The following is a 20,496-nucleotide window of genomic DNA, read 5'->3' as shown; positions in this document are numbered from 1 at the left end:
CGTTACGCCACGGGCACCGAAGCCGACCGCGCGCGGTCGGTCCGCGCCGGGGCGCTCGGCCACCACACCGCGTCGCCGAGCAGGGCGAACAGAGCGGGCACCACCAGCGTCCGCACCACGAACGTGTCGAGCAGAATGCCGATGCCCACCACGATTCCCAACTGGGTGAGGGTGATCAACGGCAGCACACCGAGTACGCAGAACACCGCGGCGAGAACAGCACCGGCACTGGTGATCACCGCGCCGGTCGAGGCCACGGCCCGGACCATGCCCCGCGTCGTGCCGTGCTCGGCCGCCTCCTCCCTCGCCCTGGTCACCAGGAAGATCGTGTAGTCGACGCCGAGCGCGACCAGGAACAGGAAGCCGAACAGCGGAACATTCGTGTCCAGCGCGGGGAACCCGAACACCGTCTCACTCAGGCGGCTGCCTGCACCCAGCGCGGCGAGGGCGCTGAGCACCGTCACCCCCACCAACACGATCGCCGCGGGCACCGCCCGCAACAGCAGGAGCAACACGAGCAGGACGACGGCCAGGATCAGCGGGATCACCAGCACTTGGTCGCGGCGTGCGGCGTCGCGGATGTCGAGCGCCTCGGCGTCGGAGCCACCGACGAGCGCGGCGGCAGCCGGTACCGCGCTCAAGGCGGTCCGGATCTCTTCGATCGTGTCGAAGGCCGCCGCCGAGCCGGGTTCGGCGTCCAGTACGACCGACCAGCGGGTCGTACCCTCGGCGGAGGTCCCGGTCCTGGTGGCCCGCGAAACCCCCGCCAGCCCATCGAGTTCGGCGTCGACCTCGGTAGCGGCGGCGCTGCGCGCGATCACGACGGCGGGATCGGACGATCCGGAGGGAAAGTGCGCGGCCAGGGTCCGCAACCCGTCGACGGATTCGGCCTGCACCCGGAACTGTTCGGTGCGTGACAGCCCGATCTCGGTGGTGACCAGCCCGGTGGCGAGCACGACGAGCACGGCGGATGCGGCGCAGGCGACCAGGGCGGGCTTGCGCACCACGCGGGTCGCGACGGCCGACCAGATGCCGCGCTCGGCCGGATCGCGTCCGTCTGCGACCGGGACGTAGGGCCAGAAGATCCGGCGCCCGCACAGTGCCAGCGCGGGCGGAAGCGCGAGCAGCACGAAGCCGAGTGCGACGACGAGCCCCGCGGCGGCGAAGGCGCCCAGGCTCCGGGTGTTGGGCAGGGTGGCCAGCAGCAGGGTCAGCAGCGCGAGGACAACGGTGACATTGCTGGCGACGATGGCGGGAGCGGCGTGGCGCACGGCCGCGCGCAGGGCGTCGCGGTGATCTCGGTGCCGGTGCAGTTCGTCGCGGTATCGCGAGACCAGCAGCAAGGCGTAGTTGGTGCCCGCACCGAAGACCAGCACGCTGGTTATCCCGGCGGTCGACCCGTCGAAGGTGAGACCGGTCAGCTGGCCGAGTGCGGTGCCGACGCCGGTGGCGACCCGATCGGCCACGCCGACGACGGTCAGGGGGACCAGCCACAGAATCGGCGATCGATAGGTGAGGATCAGCAACGCCATCACCACCAGCGCGGTCACGATGAGCAGCAGGCTGTTCGCCCCGGAGAACGAGTCGGCGATGTCGGCGCCGAAGGCCGGTCCGCCGGTCACCTGCACGCGCACCGTGTCGGGAACGGCGGTGGTGACCGCGGTCCGCAGTTCGCCGATCCGCTCGGTGAGCGCGAATCCGTTGAGATCGGCGGGCACCGGGACCTGGGCGAGGACCGCCAGGCGGTCGGGGGCCGGCACGATCGCGTCCGACCCGGCCGCACGGAGCGTGGACTCGAGCCCGGCGAGATCGGCCTCGGTCAGCGGACCACCGTCGGTGCGGGTCGCGACCACGATGGCGGCGGCCTCGCCCGCGTCGGGAAAGGCCTCCGCCGCGGCGGCGGCCCTGGCCGATTCGGCCGAGGACGGCAGGGAATTCGGGGCCTGGCCCGCGCTGTCGTTGCCACCTGCCAGCACGATCAGCGCCGCTGCCGCCGTCAGCATCACCAGCAGGAGCACCCATGATCGCCGACCGGTGACCAACCGGGCGAACCGGTCCAACGGCTGGCTGTCCTTCGCTCGCATCACGCGACTACTATTTCAGAAACTTAACTAACCCACAATCGCGACCACTTCGAACGGCTAAACTCACAGCCGACCGAGAGGAGACCGCGCATGGGCGAGGACACCGAAACACCCGCCGGCCGGACAGAGCTGGAGACCGAGATCGCCAGGGACTTGCGTGCGCTCACCGCGATCTCGGAGCAGATCGGCCATGCCTTCGCCCACTCGAACAACTTGCGCCCGAACGACTTCCGCGCCTTGATGCATGTGGCCACCGCCGAGGCCGAGGGCGCCCCCGTCACCGCGGGCCAGCTCAGCAAGCTCATGGGCGTCTCGGCCGCCGCGGTCACCTATCTGGTCGAGCGAATGATCGAGTCGGGCCACCTCGCGCGCGTACCCGACACCGCCGACCGCAGGCGCGTCCACCTCGGCTACACCACGCACGGCATGTCCGTCGCCGCGAGCTTCTTCGGCCCACTCAGCGCTCGTACCCGGTCGGCACTGTCCGAATTACCGGACTCCGATCTGGCGGCGGCGCACCGGGTACTGGTCGCGTCCACCACCGCGTTGCGTGAGTTCCACCGCGACTTGCCGGGCACCCGAGAGCCGTGAGGTCCGCCCGCGCCCTCCGCGGCGGCCGTGCCGTCAGACCAGGCGCAGGCTGGTGATGATCTGCCGCGCCGCGTCGGCGGAGAGTTCACCGCTGGTGCCGCGATCGACCAGCATGGTCAGCACGAGCAGGGTGCCTTCCGCGTTGTAGAAGGCGAAGGTGTAGACCGAGTAGGAGTCGGCCGTGCAGCCGGGGATTCGTGGCGTCCACGGTCCGGTGCTCTCGACGAACTGTCCGGTGACACCACTGGTGGTGGTCAGCGCGGTCGGTGCGGTGAGCGTTCCGCCCGAGGCGTCCGAATAGCCACCCGCTGCGGCGATTCTCGCGATGGCTTGCGAGGCGGCGGCCTCGTCGGTTTCGGTGCTCGTGGTGATCCCCGAGATGACGCGATAGGCCGAGCCGGGGCAGTAGTCCTCGCCCTCGTGCGCCTGCCCACGCCCGACGATGGAACCCGCCGCGGAGGAGAACGACATCGTCTCCGAGGCCGAGGCGATCGTCCAGGCACTCGGCACGTCGTAGGCGACCCGGTAGGCGGCGACGAGCACACCTCTCGAACCCGGGGTGGCGGGTGCGGTGGTCGTGCCGGTGAGCGGCGCGGCCTGCGTCGCCGGAGCGGTCGTGCTGGTCGCCGCGGCGGAAGTCTCCGGCGAACCGGAACGAGCGATCACCACCGCGACGATCCCGGTGACGACGACCAGCGCGAAGACAGCCACCACCGCGATGACGATCCCCGCGCCGTTGCCGCGCCGCGGCGGGCCGGGAGGTGGCGCGAACCCATAGGGCTGCTGACCGTAGGGCTGCTGACCGTAGGGCTGCTGTGGGTACGCCTGCTGCCCGTATCCCGGCGGCACCCCGTACTGCGGCGGTGCGTACGCACCGGGCTGCTGCCCCGGATAGCCCGCAGGCGGCTGCGGGATCCCCGGCTGCGAATAGGGCCCCGCGGCCGGGCCCTGCCCCGACAGTCCCGGATCTTCCCACCAGCGGTCACCGTCGTGTGCCACGTCGAATCCTCCTGTGCGCCCGGACCACAACGCCACGGGACCGGCTCGTCGCTGCCAGCGTAGACGGACCGCGCCCGCCGTGCCGCCCGTCGCAGCCGGACCCGGTTCAGCTGCGACCGGACCCGGTGGCACCGATCGCCTCGGCCGCCGCGACCGTCACGGCTCCGAGCTCACTCAGCTCCGCGGCCGAGAGCCTGGTGTCGGGGCAGCTCACGACCGCGGCGACGACCGCACCGGCCGCGTCCCGGATCGGGGCGGCGATGGTGACGACCGCGTTCTGCGTGCCGAGTTCGTCGGGCAGATAGTCGATCGTGATCAGTTCGGTGATCACCGAACCCAATTGAGCCCGCAGCGTCTCGGTGATCGGCGAATCACGCAGTCCGGCCAGCGCCTCGAGCACGGGGGTCGAATCGTCGACGAGCCGCTCCACCGAGTAGCCGCGGGCGCGGATCTCGGTGAGAACTCGCGCGAGCCGTTCCCGGTGCGCCGGATCGGCGGCGGCCAGCCAGGCGGCGCGCTCGGATTCCGGTGCCCAGGAGACGAATTCGCGGCACACGGGCGGCGCGAGCGGCAGCCTGCGGCCGGGGCGGATCCAGCCGGCGGAGGGATGACCGACAACTTCGGTGACGACGATGCTGTCGCCGTCGCGTTCGGCGAGGAACACCGGGTCACCGGTGCGCTGCGCCAGTGCGCGCAGGTGAGGTGCGGCGACTCGGCGCAGCGGAAAGCCCGCTTCCGCTCGGCGGGCGACGGTGAGCAGACCCAAACCGATGCCGTAGCAGCTGTCGTCGTCGCGCACGGTCCAGCCGTCGGCGGTGAGCTGGGTGAGCACCGCGTGGGCGGTGGCCCGCGACAGTCCGGCCTCCCGGACGATGCGCGCCAGCGACAGCCGCTCGGTGGGATGTTTCGCCAGTAGTTCGAGCACCTTCACGACCCGTTGCGTGGGTGGGGAGGCCGCGTCAGGAGTCGCCTCTTGACCGGCGGGCACGGCTGGGCCTATCGTCGGTGTCACAATATCGAACAATAGCGTCGAATATTCGACAACGCAACCCGGTGAGATACCTCCACCGGACGCGATGAGCAGACAGAGTGGGTGAGCAGTGCAGACGGGATACGAGTTGTCGCACCTCGCGGCCTTGGAGGCCGAATCGGTGCACATCTTCCGGGAGGTGGCGGCCACCTTCGAACGACCGGTGTTGTTGTTCTCCGGCGGCAAGGACTCCACGGTGCTGCTGCACCTGGCGCGGCGGGCCTTCTGGCCTGCGCCGCTGCCGTTTCCGCTGCTGCATGTGGACACCGGCCACAACTTCGACGAGGTGCTCGCGTTCCGCGACCGGACCGCCGAGCACACCGGGTCCCGGCTGCTGGTGGCCAAGGTGCAGGACGATATCGACGCGGGCCGGGCGGTGGAACGCCCCGGCGGCACCCGCAATCCCCTGCAGACCACCACCTTGCTGCGCGCCATCGCCGAGCACCGGTTCGACGCGGTGTTCGGCGGAGCGCGCCGCGACGAGGAGAAGGCACGGGCGAAGGAGCGGGTGTTCAGCTTCCGCAACAGTTTCGGCGAATGGGATCCGCGCGCGCAGCGCCCCGAGGTCTGGAATCTGTACAACGGGCGGCATCAGCGCGGCGAGCACATCCGAGTGTTCCCGCTGTCGAACTGGACCGAACTCGACATCTGGGAATACATCGACCGCGAGGCCGTCGAGCTGCCGCCGCTGTACTACGCGCACCGGCGCCGCGTGGTCGAACGCGACGGAATGCTGCTCTCGACAGGACGATTCGTCACCCCGGCGCCCGGCGAACGCGCCTTCGAGGCGACCGTACGATTCCGCACCGTCGGCGACGCCACCTGCACCGGCTGCGTCGAGAGCGACGCCGACACCGCGGCGAAGGTGATCGCCGAGACCGCGGCCACCCGGCTCACCGAACGCGGCGCCACCCGCGCCGACGACCGGATCTCCGAGACCGGCATGGAAGACCGCAAGCGAGAGGGCTACTTCTGATGAGCCGCAACCTGTTGCGCCTGGCGACCGCGGGCAGCGTCGACGACGGCAAGTCCACGCTCATCGGCAGGCTGCTCTACGACTCGAAGTCGCTGTTCGACGACCAGCTGGCCGCGATCGAGCGGGCCAGCACCGAACGCGGCGCCGACGGCGCCGATCTCGCCCTGGTCACCGACGGGCTGCGAGCCGAACGCGAACAAGGCATCACCATCGACGTCGCCTACCGCTACGTCACCACGCCGCGGCGCAAGTTCGTCATCGCCGACACCCCGGGGCATGTGCAGTACACCCGCAACATGGTGACCGGGGCCTCGACGGCCGATCTCGCGTTGATCCTGGTCGACGCGCGCACCGGGGTGTCCGAGCAGACCCGCAGACACGCCTTCCTGGCGACCCTGCTCGGAGTGCCGCATCTGATGGTGTGTGTGAACAAGATGGATCTGGTCGACTGGTCGCAGGACCGGTTCGACGAGATCCGGTCCGAGTTCGCCGCGTTCGCCGCGAAACTGACCGTCGGCGATCTGAGTTTCGTGCCGGTCTCGGCCCTGCTCGGCGACAATGTCGTCGACGGATCCGCGCACATGCCGTGGTATCCGGGGCCGCCGCTGCTGCGGCAGCTCGAGGACCTGCACATCGCCTCGGATCGCAACCTCATCGACGCGCGCCTGCCGATCCAGTACGTCATCCGGGCGCAGCAGGGTCTCGACCACCGCAGTTACGCCGGCACCGTCGCGGGCGGCATCTTCAAACCCGGCGACGAGATCGTGGTGCTGCCCGCCGGGCACACCACCAGGGTGCGCGAGATCTGGGGCCCCGGCGGCACGAAGGTCGACGAGGCGTTCACCGGGATGGCGGTCTCGCTCACCCTCGACGACGAGATCGATGTGGGCCGCGGTGACCTGCTGGCCCGACCGGGCAACCGCCCACACCTGGGCACCGACCTCGACGCCATGGTGTGCTGGTTCTCCGAGACCACGCACCTGCGTTCGGGCGCCGGGTATCTCGTCCGCACGGCCACGCAGCTCTCGGCTGCTGAGGTCACCGGTATCGACTACCGGCTCGACGTGAACACCCTGCACCGCGTCGAGGACGTCGAGACCGTCGGGCTCAACGGGATCGCGCGGGTTCGGTTGCGTAGCAGGCAGCCGCTGCTGTTCGACCCGTACCGGGAGAACCGGCGCACCGGCAGCTTCATCCTCATCGACCCGGTGACCGATCAGACGGTCGCCGCGGGCATGGTCACCGGCCGCGATACCGGCACCCCCGCCGAATCGGCCGCAGTGGTGTGGCATCGCTCGGCGGTGACCAGGGACGATCGCGCCCACGCCGGGGCGACCGTCTGGCTGACCGGGTTGTCGGGGTCGGGCAAGTCGACGATCGCGGTGGAACTCGAACGGCAGCTGATCGCGGCAGGCCGCGCCGCCTACCTGCTCGACGGCGACAATCTGCGGCACGGACTCAATGCCGGGCTCGGCTTCTCCCCCGCCGACCGGGACGAGAACGTGCGCAGGGTCGCCGAAGTGGCCGCACTGTTCGCCGATGCCGGGTCGGTCGCGATCGTGTCGGTGATCAGCCCGTTCGCCGCGCAGCGGGCCAGGGCCCGCACCACCCACGCCGATCGCGCGCTGCCGTTCCACGAGGTCTTCGTCGACACGCCGCTGGCCGAATGCGAGCGGCGCGACCCCAAGGGCCTCTACGCCAAGGCCCGCGCGGGCGAACTGCCCGGCTTCACCGGGATCGACGCGCCGTACGAGCGGCCCGACCGGCCCGATCTGGTCATCACCCCCGAACTCGGCTCCCCCGCCGAGATCGCCACCCATATCCTCCGAGAGCTAGGAATCGCAGACCGTTGATCCACTCCAGCACCGCCACCGATGCGGGGAGCACCGCGCCACCGGAACCGCTCACCGCGCCGTTCACCGCGGCCGTCGCCCAGGCCGAACACCTCGTCGCCCGCGCCGAATTCGTCCGCAGCGAGACCGATCTCGCCGAAGGCTACGACTATCTCGCGGGCAGCATCGCCGCCTGTCTGCGCCTGTCCGGCGCACACGGCACCTCCCACCCGTACTTCGTGTCCTCGACCGGGCCGTACGCCAAGATGGGCCTGGACAATCCCGACACCCTCTACTACCACGCGAATATCGAGCCCGGCGCCGAGTACCTGGTGAGCGGTGTGCGCGGGAGCACCGTCGACCTGAGTTTCCAAGTACTCAAAGGCGATTACACCGCGACCGACGTGCCGGGCGGGGAGGACGCCTTCGACGACCGGCGCATCCCGATCGCGGCGGACGGCAGTTTCTCGATCCGCTTCGGTCCGGCCAGACCGGATGCGGGCCCCGGCTATTTCACCCTCGGTGACGGCGCGTCCATGCTGGCGGTGCGCGAGGTGTACGGCGACTGGACAGAGCGCAAGGGCTCCCTGCGGATCGAGCGGGTCGACACCGTCGGCACCGCGCCCGTCGAGCCCGACCTGGCGCGGCTGCGCAAACGTTACGGCGCCGCGGCGAAGATGCTGCTCACCCGCCTGCACACCTGGTTCAACTTCCCGAAGTGGTTCTATCTGGATCTACCGGTGAACACGCTCACCGCGCCCCGGCTCACGCCGGGCGGGCTGAGCACCCAGTACTCCTCGGTCGGGCATTTCGACCTGGCCGACGATCAGGCGCTGGTGATCACGGTGCCGAAATCCGATGCACCGTATCAGGGTTTCCAGCTGGGCAGTCTCTGGTACATCTCGCTCGACTACGTCAACCATCAGACCAGCCTCAATCACGCCCAGGCCCAGGTGGATCCGGACGGGATGATCCGCATGGTGGTGAGCAAGGCCGATCCCGGCATCGCCAACTGGATCGAGACCACCGGCCGTACCAGGGGCATCCTGCAGTTCCGGTGGCAGCGCACCGACCGGCAGATGACCGAGGCCGACGGGCCGACCGTCACCGAGGTGCCCATCGCCGAGGTCGCACAACACCTTCCCTACTTCGACCACAACCGCATCGACGCCGCCGGGTGGCGCGAGCGGATCGCGGCCCGGCAGCGGGCCTTCGCAGAGAGGATGCTCGGATGAGCGAGCGAATCATGTGCAGTCGCGCACCGCGCCTGCCGCGGCCGAGCGCCGGCGAGGTGACGGCATGAGCGGGGCACTGCTGGACGGGAAGGTCGTCGTCGTCTCCGGGGTCGGGCCAGGGCTTGGCCGGTCGATCTGTCTGGAGGCCGCGGCCGCCGGTGCGACCGTGGTACTGGCGGCGCGCACCGAATCGCGGCTGCTCGAGGTCGCCGCCGAGATCGAGGGCACCGGCGGGTCGACGCTGTGCGTGCCCACCGACATCACCGACACGGCCGCCGTCGAGAACCTGGTGGCGCAGACGCTGGAGGCGTTCGGGCGGGTCGACGCGCTGGTGAACAACGCGTTCGCGGTGCCGTCGATGAAGCCGCTCGACCGCACCGATTTCGAGCACATCCGGTCGAGCCTGGACATGACGGTGCTGGGCGGATTACGGATGACGCAGGCCTTCACGCCCGCGCTGGCCGAGTCCGAAGGCGCTGTGGTGATGATCAATTCGATGGTGGTGCGCCATTCCGAGCCGCGCTACGGCAGCTACAAGCTCACCAAGGCGGCACTGCTGGCCATGTCCCAGACCCTCGCGACCGAACTCGGCGGCAAGGGTGTGCGGGTCAACAGTGTGCTGCCCGGCTACATCTGGACCGATCAGCTGAAGTGGTACTTCGGCGAGATCGCGGGCAAATACGGGATCACCGTCGAGCAGGTCTACGAGCAGACCGCATCGAAGTCGGATCTGAAGCGGCTTCCCGAACCGGACGAGATCGCCCGCGCCGTGGTGTTTCTCGCCTCCGACTGGGCGAGCGCGATCACCGGCCAGACCCTCGACGTCAACTGCGGCGAATACCACAACTAGGAGCTTCCCTGATGACCGTGCGCACCGATGTCGGCACCGTCGCCGACCTGCACGCCTCCGCCACCAAACTCACCGGCCTCACCGATTTCGGCGCCGACGACTACACCGAGGGCCTGCGGGTCCTGCTCGACTCCTATCGGGAGGAGGCCGGGCTCACCGAGCTCGGCTCGAAGATGTCGCGGTTCTTCCTGCGCGGCACCCTGGTGGCCCGCGCACTCAGCGAGGCGGCGTGGAAGGCGCATCCCGGATACACCGAAACCCCGCTTACCCGGCCGATTTTCGTCACCGGCCTGCCGCGCACCGGCACCACCGCGCTACACCGGCTGCTCGCCGCCGACCCCGGCAATCAGGGGTTGGAGATGTGGTTGACCGACTTCCCCCAGCCGCGACCACCACGCGAGCAGTGGGCGGACAATCCGGCGTTCCAGCAGATCGACGCCGGCCTGCGGCAGCACCAGGTGCAGAACCCGGAGTTCATGGGACTGCACTACATGAGCGCCGCCGATGTGGAGGAATGCTGGCAGCTGCTACGGCAGTCGGGCACATCGCACTCCTACGAATGCCTGGCCTATGTGCCGAGCTACGCGCGCTGGCTCGCTGCGCAGGACTGGACGCCCGCCTACGCGCGGCACCGGCGCAATCTTCAGCTGATCGGCATGAACGACAGCCGGCGCTGGGTCCTGAAGAACCCCAGCCACCTGTTCTGCCTGGACGCCCTACTCGCGGTATACCCCGACGCGGTCGTCATCCAGACCCACCGCGACCCGGCCACCATCATCCCGTCGGTGTGCAGCCTCAACGAGCACGCCACCCGCGGCTGGTCCACGGTCTTCACCGGCGAGACCATCGGCCGCACCCAGCTCGACCTGTGGGCCCGCGGCCTGTCCGAATTCACCGCCGCCCGCGCCCGCCACCCCGAAGCCACCTTCCTCGACGTCGACTTCGACGACCTGCGCGCGAACCCCCTCGCCGTCGTCGAACGGATCTACGCCCACCTCGACCTCGAGTTCACCGACGCGGCCCGCGCCGCCATCACCGTCCTCGACACCGAAAGCCGCACCGGCGCCCGCAAACCCACCCACCACTACTCCCTCGCCGACTACGGCCTCACCGCCGAACAGGTCGCCGAACGCTTCGCCGGCTGAGCCCGGCCAACTCGGGCGTGCACCCACGCTGAGTGTTCACATAATCGTCGGATGGTCTCGAAAGTGACCGTTGTCCGCGGAAGTGAACGCTCAGCGTGGTCGGCAGGCTCCGCAGATTCGGCCCTGTAGTCACCCAGCAGTACGGCCACCTGGACACGATGTCAGGTCGGTCGCGCCTGGCACGACTGGGTTCGTCCCTGCATCGTGAACGCCGAAACGCGCTCCAGGCGCAGCATGCGCGAGGCCCGCAGGTACCACGCTGCCGCTGTTCAGGCGCGGATGCTCGCCTCCAACTCGGCCGCGTCCGGGCCGGTGACGCTGAACTGCACCCCGACCGGTGCGCTCGGGGTGCTGGTGCCACCGGCAGTGCCCGGCACCATCGAGCGCGCCAGCTCCCTGACCGCATCGAGCTCGTTCACTACCCCACGCTCGGTGGCGTAGTGAGCCAGCGCCGACTTGCGCTCATCGAGCAACACCGCAAGCACGTCCTCGACACCGAACCATGCCCGGCCGTTGCGCTCAGCCGATTCCGCCGCCTGCCGCAGGGCACGGATCAGGGCGGGTGCCGCACCGGTCAGAGTTGCCTGGGTCTCGTTGGATTCCGTCATCGCCGCTCCGCCCTCCCGTTTCAGAAATGGACCCCGAGGCCCGAAGTGACTGTGCTATCAGAGAACTCGCCTGCATCCTCTCTGACGCTCCCCAGCCCGATCTGGTGCTATGGAGAACTCCACCCGGCTCGACACCGCGCGGGGCGTCGGCAGACAGGTGGAGATCGTCAGCGATCAGGGCGAGATCGAGGTGATCAGGTCGTGACGGGAATCCATCGGATCAGGTCGCTCGGGCCGATGCCGTACAGCCCGAGGGCAGCGCGTTGGTATGCCACTCACCATCGGGATAGGTGATGTACAGCGGGCCGAGATTGCAGGGGTTCAGGCAGCCGGTGGCGGTGATCAGAGCATCGGGGTGGTCTTTGCGGAGGGTGCGGTGGAGGTCGGCGGCGCCGTAGACGGTGCAGCGGGGGCCGCGGCAGACCAGGATGTGTGCGGTGTGGTCGGGGATGACCGACCAGGCGGGGCTGCGGAAGGCGCGCGGGCTCGCGGTGACGGGGGTGCCGTCCTCGCGCATTCGGGCGCGGATCGACGCGGTGAATCCGGGTGCGGTGTCGAGTCCTTCGGTGACGCGGACATCGAGGTCGGCGCCGCGGGTCTCGCGCCAGTTGGCGACGGCCCGGGCGATCCAGGTTTCCAGGTAGCGGTCGCGGGGGACGGCCAATGGGATCAGGGTGACCGGCACGGCGTCGTCCGCGGCGGTGTCGAGGACGTCGTGGATGGTCGGTTCGCCCTGGTCGAGCAGGGCGTAGCCGACACCGCAGGCGCGGGCGAGTACCTCGACGGCCGACACGTCGACACCCGACGGGGTGGGGCGGGCGACGAGGATGTGGCGGCGGGTCATGCGGTGCGCACCGCACGTCCGGCGGGGACGACGAGCGGGGTGCCCGTCATCGGGTCATCGATCACCGTGCAGGTCACGCCGAACACCTCGGCGACCAGATCGGGGCGCACGATCTCGCTGGGCGGCCCCTGGGCGACCACCCTGCCGTCCTTCATGGCGACCAGGTGGTCGGCGTAGCGGGCGGCCAGGTTCAGATCGTGCAGCACCGCGATGATGGTGCGCGGCAGCAGGTTCCGCAGCACGTCGAGGATGTCGAGCTGGTGGGCGAGGTCGAGGAAGGTGGTCGGCTCGTCGAGCAGCATCACCTCCGGTTCCTGGGCGATAGCCAGCGCCAGCCATACCCGCTGCTTCTGGCCACCGGAGAGCTGATCGAGGGTGTGATCGATCAGCTCGAGGGTGTCGGTGGCGGTCAGCGCGGCGCGGACCGCGGTCTCGTCGGCGGCCGACCACTGCCGGAACCAGCGTTGATGCGGGTGCCTGCCACGGCCGACGAGTTCGCCGACGGTGATGCCGTCGGGCGCGACGGGCTGCTGGGGCAGCATGCCGAGCCTACGCGCCACCGTCCGGGCGGGCTGTGGCGCGAGATCGGCGCCGTCGAGCAGCACCGCGCCCGCGCTGGGCGGGATCAGCCTGGCCAGCCCGCGCAGCAGAGTCGACTTGCCGCAGCCGTTGCGACCGACGATCACCGTGATCGCGTTCGGCGGGAAGTCGACGGTGGCGGCGGTGACGATCGCGGTGTCGCCGTAGCCGAGGGTGAGGGCGTCGGTGGTGAGGTGTGCGGTCATCCAGCGTGTCCGATTCTGGTTGCGCGAGCGAGGAGATAGACGAGGACGGGGGCGCCGAGCAGCGCGGTCACCACACCGACCGGCAGTTCCGCCGGGAACAGCCTGCGCGCGGCCAGATCGGCGCACACCACCAGCAGGGCGCCGGTAGCGGCCGCCGGGGCGAGCCCGGCCCCGCGTTCGGCGAGGAGGCGCCGCACGATCTGCGGTGCGACCAGCGCGACGAACGCCACCGGTCCGGCCGCTGCGGTGGCCAGCGTGGCGGCCGCGGCGGCCAGCACGATCAGCGTGGTGCGGTGCGGACCGCGCCGCCCGGACAGCGAGGTCGCGAGTTCGTCCCCCAGTTCCAGCAGCGGCAGCGATCGGGCGAGCACCAGCAGCGGCGGTACCACGACGGCCAGCGCGACGGCGGCGAAGCCGACATGGGACCAATTGCGGTTGGCGAGGCTGCCGGTGAGCCACATGGCGGCCGTATGCGCCTGGTAGACGTTGGCGGTCGTGAGCACATACGAGATGGCCGAGGTGAGAATGGCGGTGACGCCGATCCCGACGAGCACGAGCCGGTAGCCGTCGAGCCCGTTCTTGGTGGCCGTCAGCACGATCAGCGTCATCGCCATGAACGCGCCGGTCAGCGCGCCGCCGACCAGCGCAACCCCGGCCCCGCCGAGGACCACGCTCACCACCAGCGCACCGAGCGACGCACCCGCGTTGATGCCGATGATCTCCGGGCTCACCAGTGGGTTCGTCGCAATCCGCTGCAGGATCGCCCCCGACAGCGCGAACGCCGCGCCGACCCCGAGCCCGGTGAGCGCACGCGGCAGCCGGTCGTCGACGACCACGGCATATTCGATCAAGGTGCCCCCGCCCGCGAGGACCCGCAGCACGTCGGCGACGGTCAGCGGGTAGTGGCCGACGGTGAGGGAGAAGGCGGCCACCGCCAGCGCCGCCGCGGTGATCAGCACCGTCAGCAGCAGCGAACGCCGCTGCGCCAAGAAGACCACCCCGCGTGGCCCGCGCAGCAGCAGCGTGCCCGCGGGCAGGACGTCGGGTTCGGTACCGCTCACAGTGTGGCCACCTTCCGGTTGCGCACCAGATACAGGAAGAACGGTGCCCCGGCGAACGCGGTGACGATGCCGACCTGGATCTCCACCGGCCGCGCGACGATCCGGCCGAGGATGTCGGCGAACAGCAGCAGCGTCGGGCCGAGCAGCGCCGACCACGCCAGCACCAATCGGTAGTCCTGACCGGCGAAGAACCGCGCGATGTGTGGGACCACCAGGCCGACGAAGGCGACCGGGCCCGCGATGGCGACCGCAGCGCCTGCCAGCAGCACGACACTGGTCGCGCCGAGGGCACGCACCGCGACCAGGCGGGTGCCGAGGGTGCGGGCGAGATCGTCGCCCATGGCGATGGCGTTCAGCGGCCGTGCCACCATCACCGCCACTACCGCGCCGACCGCGATGAACGGCGTGATGCCCCAGACGGATTCGATATCGGCGCGGGTCAGTGAACCGACCACCCAGAACCGGAAGTTCTCGAACTTGGTCCGGTCCAGCAGGGTGATGGCGGTGGTGATCGCCCCGCACAGTGCCGCGAACGCGGCCCCGGCCAGCGCCAGTTTCACCGGTGTCGCGCCACCGAACCCCAGCGAGCCGAGCGTGTAGACGAAGACCGCGGCCACGGCGGCGCCGAGGAAGGCGAACCACACGTATCCGGTCGGGGTCGCCACGCTCAGCCCGCCCATGGCGAGCACGATGGCCAGCGAGGCGCCCGCGTTGATCCCGAGCAGGCCGGGACCGGCCAGCGGGTTGCGGGTGAGCCCCTGCATGACCGCACCGGCCAGCGCGAAAGCGAGGCCGGCGAGCACACCGGCGACCGTGCGCGGCAGCCGGATGTAGCGCACGATGCGGTCGGTGTCGGAGCCGGTGAAGTCGGTGAACGCCGCGATCGCCTGGTCGGCGGACATGGCGTGCGCGCCGACCAGGATCGAGGCCGCGCAGGCCAGCGCCAGCGCGGCACCGGCGACGAGCAGACCGGTTCCGCGGACGGCGCCGGTCACCGCCCGAACAGCTCGGGGTGGATCAGCTCGGCGACCAGTTCGGTCGCGTGCGCGATCCGCACGCCCGCCGCGCGGTCCGCGAACAGGTACGGGTGCACCGCGCCCGCCTTGACGGCGGTCAGGTCGGCGAAGGCCGGGTTGCCGACGATCCGGTCGACCTGCGGTTGTGCGTCGGCCCTGGTGTAGGTGGCCTTGCAGCACTGGCTGGTGAGGATGATGTCGGGATCGCGAGCGATGAGCTCCTCGGCACCGATCTGCACATTGCGGCGCGCGGTGAGATCGGCGAAAGCGTTCTCTCCGCCGGCGGCCTCGATGATCTGGGTGATGAAGTCGATGCCGCCCGCCGCGGTGTAGGTGCCGTCGTCCTTCGGGGTGATGACCGCCACCCTGGGCCGCGGCGCGTCGCCGACCTTCGCCCGCACCGCGTCGATCCGCGAGCGCAGCTCGGCGATCACCGCGTCGGCCCGTGCCGAGGCACCCCAGAGCGCACCGAGATCTCGCAGGTCGGCGTAGACGTTCTCGAATCGCACGGTCTTCGGGTCGATGGCCTCGTCGGCGAGGCCGTCGGCGCTCGGGCACAGCGGACTCAGGATCCAGGTCCGCACGCCGAGGTCGTGCAGGTCGGCGCGGGTGCCGACACTCTGCTGCGCGGCCTCGGCGAACACCCCGTTGTAGCCAGACAGCACGAAGTCCGGGTTCGCGGCGAGCAGTTCGTCGCGGCTCGGCAGCTTCTCGACGTAGTCCGCTTTCGCCTGCGCGTCCTGGTATTCGGGCAGTACGGCGGCGTCGAGGAAGGCCGTCCCGACCAGCCGGCCACTGACGCCGAGAGCGTGCGCGATCTCGATCGAGGGTTGATACGCGGCGTAGATGCGTTGTGGCGGTTCGGGAACGGCGATGTCGATCCCGCAGTTCACGCGGGAGACGGCGTTCGCGCCGCCCGCTTCGGGGCCGGGTTGCACACCGCAACCGGCGACAACGATCGCGCAGGCGATCAGCGCGCCGGTACGTAGGCGCGCGAAAACAGACGGGGTCACGGTATCGGCCTTCCAGGTCCTCGTGGAACGGTTACTGCATGGCCGTGGCCGGTCTCCTGGCTGACGGGAGTGTGCGCGGCGGATCCACCTTCCCAGGGCTGGTTGCCCCAGTGGCTCCGGTCGACAGTCGTCGACCGGATCGATCCGCCGCTCCCGATCACAGTGGCGAGGGCCGCACCGGTTTTCCACCGGTTTCCCGAACACCACGGCTCGGGGACTGTACCAAGCTCACCATCCCGGTCGGTCGGTCTCCCCCACCCTCGCTTTCCGGGCGAAGCGGGCATACCACTGCAGCAGGGCCGGATCGTCGACGGCACCGGGATCAACGACGTCCTCTGGGTCGGCACCCTGGAGCACCTTCTTGACCGGGACCTCGAGCTTCTTGCCGGTGCGGGTGCGCGGGACACCCGGTGCCGCGATGATCTCGTCCGGCACGTGCCGCGGGGAGGTGCGGGTGCGGATCACGGTGCCGATGCGCGCGCGTAGCTCGTCGGTGAGAACGGTGTCGGGCGCGAGGACGACGAACAATGGCATCCAATAGCCGCCGTCGGGTTGTTCGGCGCCGATCACCAGGGTGTCCGCCAGCTCGGGGAGGTCGTCGACGGCCTGGTAGATGTCGGCGCTGCCCATCCGGATGCCGTGCCGGTTCAGGGTGGAGTCGGAGCGGCCGTGCACGACGATGCCGCCGTGCTCGGTGACGGTGATCCAGTCGCCGTGCCGCCAGACACCGGGGTAGTCCGCGAAATACGCCGCGCGGTACCGCGATCCGTCCCGGTCGTCCCAGAACCCGACCGGCATCGACGGCATCGGCGCGGTGACCACCAGCTCGCCCACCGCACCGTGCACCGTCGTGCCGTGTTCGTCCCAGGCCGCCAGCGCCACCCCGAGATACGGTGCGGACAGCTCGCCCGGCCGGACCGCGACGGTGGGCGCGCCACCGGCGAAAGCCGACACCACATCGGTGCCGCCGCTGATCGAGGCGACCGGAATGTGCGCGCCGACCTGGTCGCGCAACCACAGCGACGACGACGCCGGGAACGCCGACCCGGTGACGCCGATCAGGCGCAGGGCGGACAGGTCGTGATCGCGGGCGGGCACGAGACCGGCCTTCGCGCAGGCCTGAACATAGCCGGGGCTGGTGCCGAGGACCGTCACGCCGAGGCGAGCCGCCAGCTCCCACAGCGCGTCCGGCGCAGGCGCGGACGGGCTGCCCGGATAGCAGACGATGGTGGCGCCGACCAGCAGTCCGGCCAGCTGGAAGTTCCACATCATCCAGCTCGGGCTCGTGTACCAGAAGAACGTGTCGTCGGCGCCGATATCGGACTGCAGGGCAAGCGCTTTCAGGTGTTCGAGCACGACGCCGCCGTGACCGTGCACGATTCCCTTGGGACGACCGGTGGTGCCGGAGGAGTACAGCACCCAGAGCGGGTGGTCGAAGGCGACCTGCTCCGGGACGAAGGGCGCGTCGACAGGTGCGCTGGCGGCAGCCCAGTCGAGCGTGCCGTCGACGTCGTCGTCGAGCCGCGAGACCAGCACCGTGGCGCGCAGGCTCGGCAGCGCGGCGCGCAACTCGGCGATCTCCGCGCCACGGTGATGGTTCTTGCCGCCGTAGCGGTAGCCGTCGGCGGCGACCAGCACGACCGGGTCGAGCTGACCGAGCCGATCCAGCGCGGCCGCGGCGGTGTAGTCCGGCCCGCACGCGCTCCAGACAGCCCCGAGGCTCGCGGTCGCCAGGAAAGCGATCACGGCCTCGGGGATGTTCGGCAGGTAGCCGACCACCCGATCACCCGGCCGAACCCCGAGTTCACGCAGGGTGTGCGCGAATCCGGCGGCCCGGCCCAGCATTTCGGCCCAGGACAGCTCGGTGACGGTGCCGCCCTCGTCCACCGACACGATCGCGGGCCGATCCGTCCTCGCCTGCTCGAGCACCCTGTCCACGTAGTTCAGCCGGGCCCCCGGGAACCATTGCGCTCCTGGCATTTCCGCGGAGGCGAGCGCGACCGGCGGCCGCTCCCCCAGCTCGAAGTAGTCCCAGACCGCCGTCCAGAAGGCGGCGACGTCGCCGACCGACCAAGCCCACAGCGCGCGGTAGTCCGGCAGCGCGATGTGGTGCCGCGCGGTGACGAACCGGGCGAAATCGGTGATCCGCGCCCGTGCGATATCGGCGTCGGTCGGCACCCACTGCGGTGCCGTGGTCGTCCCGGTCATCGGGCGCTCCACCCTCCGTCCATCACATACGAGGTGCCGGTGACCATGCTCGCCTGGTCGGCGACCAGCCAGCCGACCAGCGCGGCCACCTCCGACGGCTCGATGAGCCGTTTGATCACGCTGTCGGTGAGCAGCACTCGCTCGAGCACTTCCTGTTCCGGAATGCCGTGCGCGGCGGCCTGATCGGCGATCTGGCGGTCGACGAGCGGGGTGCGCACATAGCCGGGATTGACGCAGTTGCTGGTGACGCCGTGCGGTCCGCCCTCGAGCGCGGTCACCTTCGACAGCCCCTCCATGGCGTGCTTGGCGGTCACATAGGCCACCTTGTACGGGGAGGCGCGCAGCCCGTGCACCGAGGAGATATTCACGATGCGCCCGAATCCCTCCGCGTACATGTGCGGCAGGGCGGCCCTGATCAGCAGGAACGGCGCCTCCACCATGAGGGTCTGCATGCGCCGGAACTGTTCCGGGTCGAATTCCTGGATCGGGCTGACCGTCTGCACCCCGGCGTTGTTCACCAGGATGTCCACCGACAGGGTCAGCTCGGCGAGCGCGTCCACGTCGAGCAGATCCACCGTCCATGCGGTGCCGCCGATCTCGGTGGCGACGGTCTTCGCGCCGATCTCGTCGATATCGGCGACGATCACCTGTGCCCCGCGCGCGGCCAGTTCGCGCGCGCAGGCCGCGCCGATGCCACCCGCCGCGCCGGTGACCAGCGCGCTGCGTCCGGTCAGGTCCGTCATGCGCGCACCGCCTCGGCAGCGGGCCCCGCGGCATCGGCGGCGTCGACCGATTCCAGGTCGATGCCCTTGGTTTCCCTGGTGCACAGCACCGCCACCACGGTGACCGCGGCCGCGGCCGCCAGGTATCCCGCGATCGGGACCGAGGACCCGTAGGTGTCGAGCAGCTTGACCGCGATGATCGGCGCCAGCGACCCCGCCACGATCGAGGTGACCTGGTACCCGAGCGACACCCCGGAATAGCGCATCCTGGTCGGGAACATCTCCGCCATGATCGCGGGCTGCCCGGCATACATCAGGCCGTGGAACACCAGGCCGACGATGATGGCCGCCATGATCAGCACGCTGTTGGCGGTGTCCATCAGCGGGAAGGCGAAGAAGCCCCAGCTCGCCGCCGCCAGCGCCCCGGCCAGATACACCGGGCGGCGACCGAACCGGTCACCGAGCCACCCCGCCACCGGGATGACCAGCATGTGCACCGCGTGCGCGGCGAGCAGCCACCACAGAATGGTGGTGGTCTCGGCCTCCACGTGCACCTTCAGATAGGTGATCGAGAACGTGACGACCAGGTAGTACATGATGTTCTCGCCGAACCGCAGCCCCATCGCGGTGAAGACCCCGCGCGGGTAGCGACGCAGCACCTCGAACACACCGAACGAGGCGGCCTTGGTCTGCTCCATCTCCTGCTGCGCGGCGACGAAGATCGGCGCGTCGGTGACCTTGGTGCGCACGTAGTAGCCCACCAGCACCACCACCGCCGACAGCCAGAACGCGACCCGCCAGCCCCAGCTGAGGAATGCCGCGTCCGACAGGGTCGAGGTGAGCACGATCAGGACCACGGTGGCGAGCAGGTTGCCCGCGGGCACGCCGGCTTGCGGCCAGCTGGCCCAGAACGCGCGACTGCGGCTGGGGCTGTGCTCGGCGACCAGCAGGACCGCGCCGCCCCATTCCCCGCCGACCGCGAAACCCTGGATGAAACGCAAGGTCACCAGCAGCGCCGGGGCCCAGTAGCCGATCTGGGCGAAGGTCGGCAGACAGCCCATCAGGAAGGTCGCGCCGCCGACCAGCACCAGACTCACCTGCAGTAGTTGCTTGCGGCCGTACCGGTCCCCGAAGTAGCCGAACACGATGCCGCCGAGCGGGCGGGCGAAGAAGCCGACCGCATAGGTGACGAACGCGGCCAGGATGGCATCCAGATCGCTGGTGCCCTCGGCGAAGAACACCTTGCTGAACACCAGGGTGGCGGCGGTGCCGTAGAGGAAGAACTCGTACCATTCGACGACGGTGCCCGCCATCGAGGCGGCGACCACGCGGCGCAGGCCACTCGGTGCTCCCCCCGGATCGTCGTCGGGTCGCTGGGTCGCGGTGCGGACACTCATCGCAGGCTCCTCGGTGATCGGTGCCACATCTCGACTCGGGTGTGATGTGGCCCACGTGCAATGGGGAGAGTATTCGTGCAGATCGAATTCGGTCGCAATG

The 20,496-nt window shown here is 70.0% G+C and carries 18 protein-coding genes and 1 riboswitch; of the genes, 6 read left to right on the top strand and 12 right to left on the bottom strand.

Going from position 1 to position 20,496, the window contains the following annotated elements:
* Window positions 1–2 precede the first annotated feature (2 nt).
* Window positions 3–2,084 carry an MMPL family transporter gene (locus ACFOW8_RS25215; protein WP_378554672.1) on the bottom strand — a complete coding sequence of 694 codons (2,082 nt, stop codon included), beginning with the start codon at window positions 2,082–2,084 and terminating at the stop codon, window positions 3–5.
* A 90-nt stretch (window positions 2,085–2,174) separates the two neighbouring features.
* Between ACFOW8_RS25215 and ACFOW8_RS25210 the strand changes: the two genes are divergently transcribed.
* Window positions 2,175–2,675 carry a MarR family winged helix-turn-helix transcriptional regulator gene (locus tag ACFOW8_RS25210; RefSeq protein ID WP_378553968.1) on the top strand — a complete coding sequence of 167 codons (501 nt, stop codon included), beginning with the start codon at window positions 2,175–2,177 and terminating at the stop codon, window positions 2,673–2,675.
* A 33-nt stretch (window positions 2,676–2,708) separates the two neighbouring features.
* Here ACFOW8_RS25210 and ACFOW8_RS25205 read toward each other — a convergent pair whose 3' ends face one another.
* Together ACFOW8_RS25205 and ACFOW8_RS25200 are read right to left on the bottom strand one after the other, a co-directional pair.
* Window positions 2,709–3,674 carry a hypothetical protein gene (locus ACFOW8_RS25205; RefSeq protein ID WP_378553967.1) on the bottom strand — a complete coding sequence of 322 codons (966 nt, stop codon included), beginning with the start codon at window positions 3,672–3,674 and terminating at the stop codon, window positions 2,709–2,711.
* 106 nt (window positions 3,675–3,780) lie between these two features.
* Window positions 3,781–4,605 carry an IclR family transcriptional regulator gene (locus ACFOW8_RS25200; protein WP_378553965.1) on the bottom strand — a complete coding sequence of 275 codons (825 nt, stop codon included), beginning with the start codon at window positions 4,603–4,605 and terminating at the stop codon, window positions 3,781–3,783.
* A gap of 169 nt (window positions 4,606–4,774) precedes the next feature.
* Here ACFOW8_RS25200 and cysD point away from each other — a divergent pair, with 169 nt between their 5' ends.
* The 5 genes from cysD (at window position 4,775) to ACFOW8_RS25175 (ending at window position 10,742) form a co-directional block, all read left to right on the top strand.
* On the top strand, window positions 4,775–5,680 hold the full coding sequence (gene cysD / locus ACFOW8_RS25195) for a sulfate adenylyltransferase subunit CysD (RefSeq protein WP_378553964.1): 906 nt from the start codon (window positions 4,775–4,777) through the stop codon (window positions 5,678–5,680).
* On the top strand, window positions 5,680–7,533 hold the full coding sequence (gene cysC / locus ACFOW8_RS25190; protein ID WP_378553963.1) for an adenylyl-sulfate kinase: 1,854 nt from the start codon (window positions 5,680–5,682) through the stop codon (window positions 7,531–7,533). The genes cysD and cysC overlap by 1 nt, the downstream gene beginning before the upstream one ends.
* Window positions 7,530–8,747, top strand: coding sequence for a hypothetical protein (locus ACFOW8_RS25185; protein WP_378553962.1), 1,218 nt, complete (start codon window positions 7,530–7,532; stop codon window positions 8,745–8,747). The genes cysC and ACFOW8_RS25185 overlap by 4 nt, the downstream gene beginning before the upstream one ends.
* 64 nt (window positions 8,748–8,811) lie before the next feature.
* Entirely contained in the window at window positions 8,812–9,597 is a 786-nt protein-coding gene (locus ACFOW8_RS25180) for an SDR family oxidoreductase (protein ID WP_378553960.1), read from the top strand.
* An 11-nt stretch (window positions 9,598–9,608) separates the two neighbouring features.
* Window positions 9,609–10,742, top strand: coding sequence for a sulfotransferase family protein (locus ACFOW8_RS25175; RefSeq protein ID WP_378553959.1), 1,134 nt, complete (start codon window positions 9,609–9,611; stop codon window positions 10,740–10,742).
* 269 nt (window positions 10,743–11,011) lie between these two features.
* Here the strand turns inward: ACFOW8_RS25175 and ACFOW8_RS25170 are convergent, their stop codons facing one another.
* The 9 genes from ACFOW8_RS25170 to ACFOW8_RS25130 all read right to left on the bottom strand — a co-directional run bounded on the left by ACFOW8_RS25170 (window position 11,012) and on the right by ACFOW8_RS25130 (window position 20,396).
* Window positions 11,012–11,350, bottom strand: coding sequence for a hypothetical protein (locus ACFOW8_RS25170; protein WP_378553958.1), 339 nt, complete (start codon window positions 11,348–11,350; stop codon window positions 11,012–11,014).
* A gap of 220 nt (window positions 11,351–11,570) precedes the next feature.
* Window positions 11,571–12,194 carry a hypothetical protein gene (locus tag ACFOW8_RS25165; RefSeq protein WP_378553957.1) on the bottom strand — a complete coding sequence of 208 codons (624 nt, stop codon included), beginning with the start codon at window positions 12,192–12,194 and terminating at the stop codon, window positions 11,571–11,573.
* Window positions 12,191–12,979, bottom strand: coding sequence for an ABC transporter ATP-binding protein (locus ACFOW8_RS25160; RefSeq protein ID WP_378553956.1), 789 nt, complete (start codon window positions 12,977–12,979; stop codon window positions 12,191–12,193). The genes ACFOW8_RS25165 and ACFOW8_RS25160 overlap by 4 nt, the downstream gene beginning before the upstream one ends.
* A complete protein-coding gene (locus ACFOW8_RS25155) occupies window positions 12,976–14,040 on the bottom strand; it encodes a FecCD family ABC transporter permease (protein ID WP_378553955.1) in 1,065 nt (354 codons plus the stop codon). Before ACFOW8_RS25155 ends, ACFOW8_RS25160 begins: the two co-directional genes overlap by 4 nt.
* Window positions 14,037–15,035, bottom strand: coding sequence for a FecCD family ABC transporter permease (locus tag ACFOW8_RS25150; protein WP_378553953.1), 999 nt, complete (start codon window positions 15,033–15,035; stop codon window positions 14,037–14,039). The genes ACFOW8_RS25155 and ACFOW8_RS25150 overlap by 4 nt, the downstream gene beginning before the upstream one ends.
* A complete protein-coding gene (locus ACFOW8_RS25145) occupies window positions 15,032–16,069 on the bottom strand; it encodes an ABC transporter substrate-binding protein (protein WP_378553952.1) in 1,038 nt (345 codons plus the stop codon). The genes ACFOW8_RS25150 and ACFOW8_RS25145 overlap by 4 nt, the downstream gene beginning before the upstream one ends.
* A 29-nt stretch (window positions 16,070–16,098) precedes the next feature.
* A riboswitch (cobalamin riboswitch) is annotated at window positions 16,099–16,292 on the bottom strand.
* Window positions 16,293–16,297: 5 nt separating this feature from the next.
* The gene (locus ACFOW8_RS25140; RefSeq protein ID WP_378553951.1) at window positions 16,298–18,277 is read right to left on the bottom strand and encodes an acetoacetate--CoA ligase; all 1,980 of its coding nucleotides are present in this window, start codon (window positions 18,275–18,277) and stop codon (window positions 16,298–16,300) included.
* A complete protein-coding gene (locus tag ACFOW8_RS25135) occupies window positions 18,274–19,020 on the bottom strand; it encodes a 3-hydroxybutyrate dehydrogenase (RefSeq protein WP_378553950.1) in 747 nt (248 codons plus the stop codon). Before ACFOW8_RS25135 ends, ACFOW8_RS25140 begins: the two co-directional genes overlap by 4 nt.
* Window positions 19,017–20,396 (bottom strand): MFS transporter, encoded by a 1,380-nt coding sequence (locus ACFOW8_RS25130; protein WP_378553949.1) that lies wholly within the window; start codon window positions 20,394–20,396, stop codon window positions 19,017–19,019. The genes ACFOW8_RS25135 and ACFOW8_RS25130 overlap by 4 nt, the downstream gene beginning before the upstream one ends.
* Window positions 20,397–20,496 lie beyond the last annotated feature (100 nt).

This window comes from Nocardia rhizosphaerae, from assembly GCF_042650365.1.
Taxonomy (GTDB): domain Bacteria; phylum Actinomycetota; class Actinomycetes; order Mycobacteriales; family Mycobacteriaceae; genus Nocardia; species Nocardia rhizosphaerae.
Note: the sequence above shows the minus strand (reverse complement) of the source record. Positions and strands in the feature narration are given on the sequence as shown.

Coding starts and splice junctions, on each gene's coding strand:
- ACFOW8_RS25215 (WP_378554672.1), bottom strand. CDS start 2,084: ATGCGAGCGAAGGACAGCCAGCCGTTGGACCGGTTCGCCCGGTTGGTC.
- ACFOW8_RS25210 (WP_378553968.1), top strand. CDS start 2,175: ATGGGCGAGGACACCGAAACACCCGCCGGCCGGACAGAGCTGGAGACC.
- cysC (WP_378553963.1), top strand. CDS start 5,680: ATGAGCCGCAACCTGTTGCGCCTGGCGACCGCGGGCAGCGTCGACGAC.
- ACFOW8_RS25180 (WP_378553960.1), top strand. CDS start 8,812: ATGAGCGGGGCACTGCTGGACGGGAAGGTCGTCGTCGTCTCCGGGGTC.
- ACFOW8_RS25175 (WP_378553959.1), top strand. CDS start 9,609: ATGACCGTGCGCACCGATGTCGGCACCGTCGCCGACCTGCACGCCTCC.
- ACFOW8_RS25170 (WP_378553958.1), bottom strand. CDS start 11,350: ATGACGGAATCCAACGAGACCCAGGCAACTCTGACCGGTGCGGCACCC.
- ACFOW8_RS25165 (WP_378553957.1), bottom strand. CDS start 12,194: ATGACCCGCCGCCACATCCTCGTCGCCCGCCCCACCCCGTCGGGTGTC.
- ACFOW8_RS25160 (WP_378553956.1), bottom strand. CDS start 12,979: ATGACCGCACACCTCACCACCGACGCCCTCACCCTCGGCTACGGCGAC.
- ACFOW8_RS25140 (WP_378553951.1), bottom strand. CDS start 18,277: ATGACCGGGACGACCACGGCACCGCAGTGGGTGCCGACCGACGCCGAT.
- ACFOW8_RS25135 (WP_378553950.1), bottom strand. CDS start 19,020: ATGACGGACCTGACCGGACGCAGCGCGCTGGTCACCGGCGCGGCGGGT.
- ACFOW8_RS25130 (WP_378553949.1), bottom strand. CDS start 20,396: ATGAGTGTCCGCACCGCGACCCAGCGACCCGACGACGATCCGGGGGGA.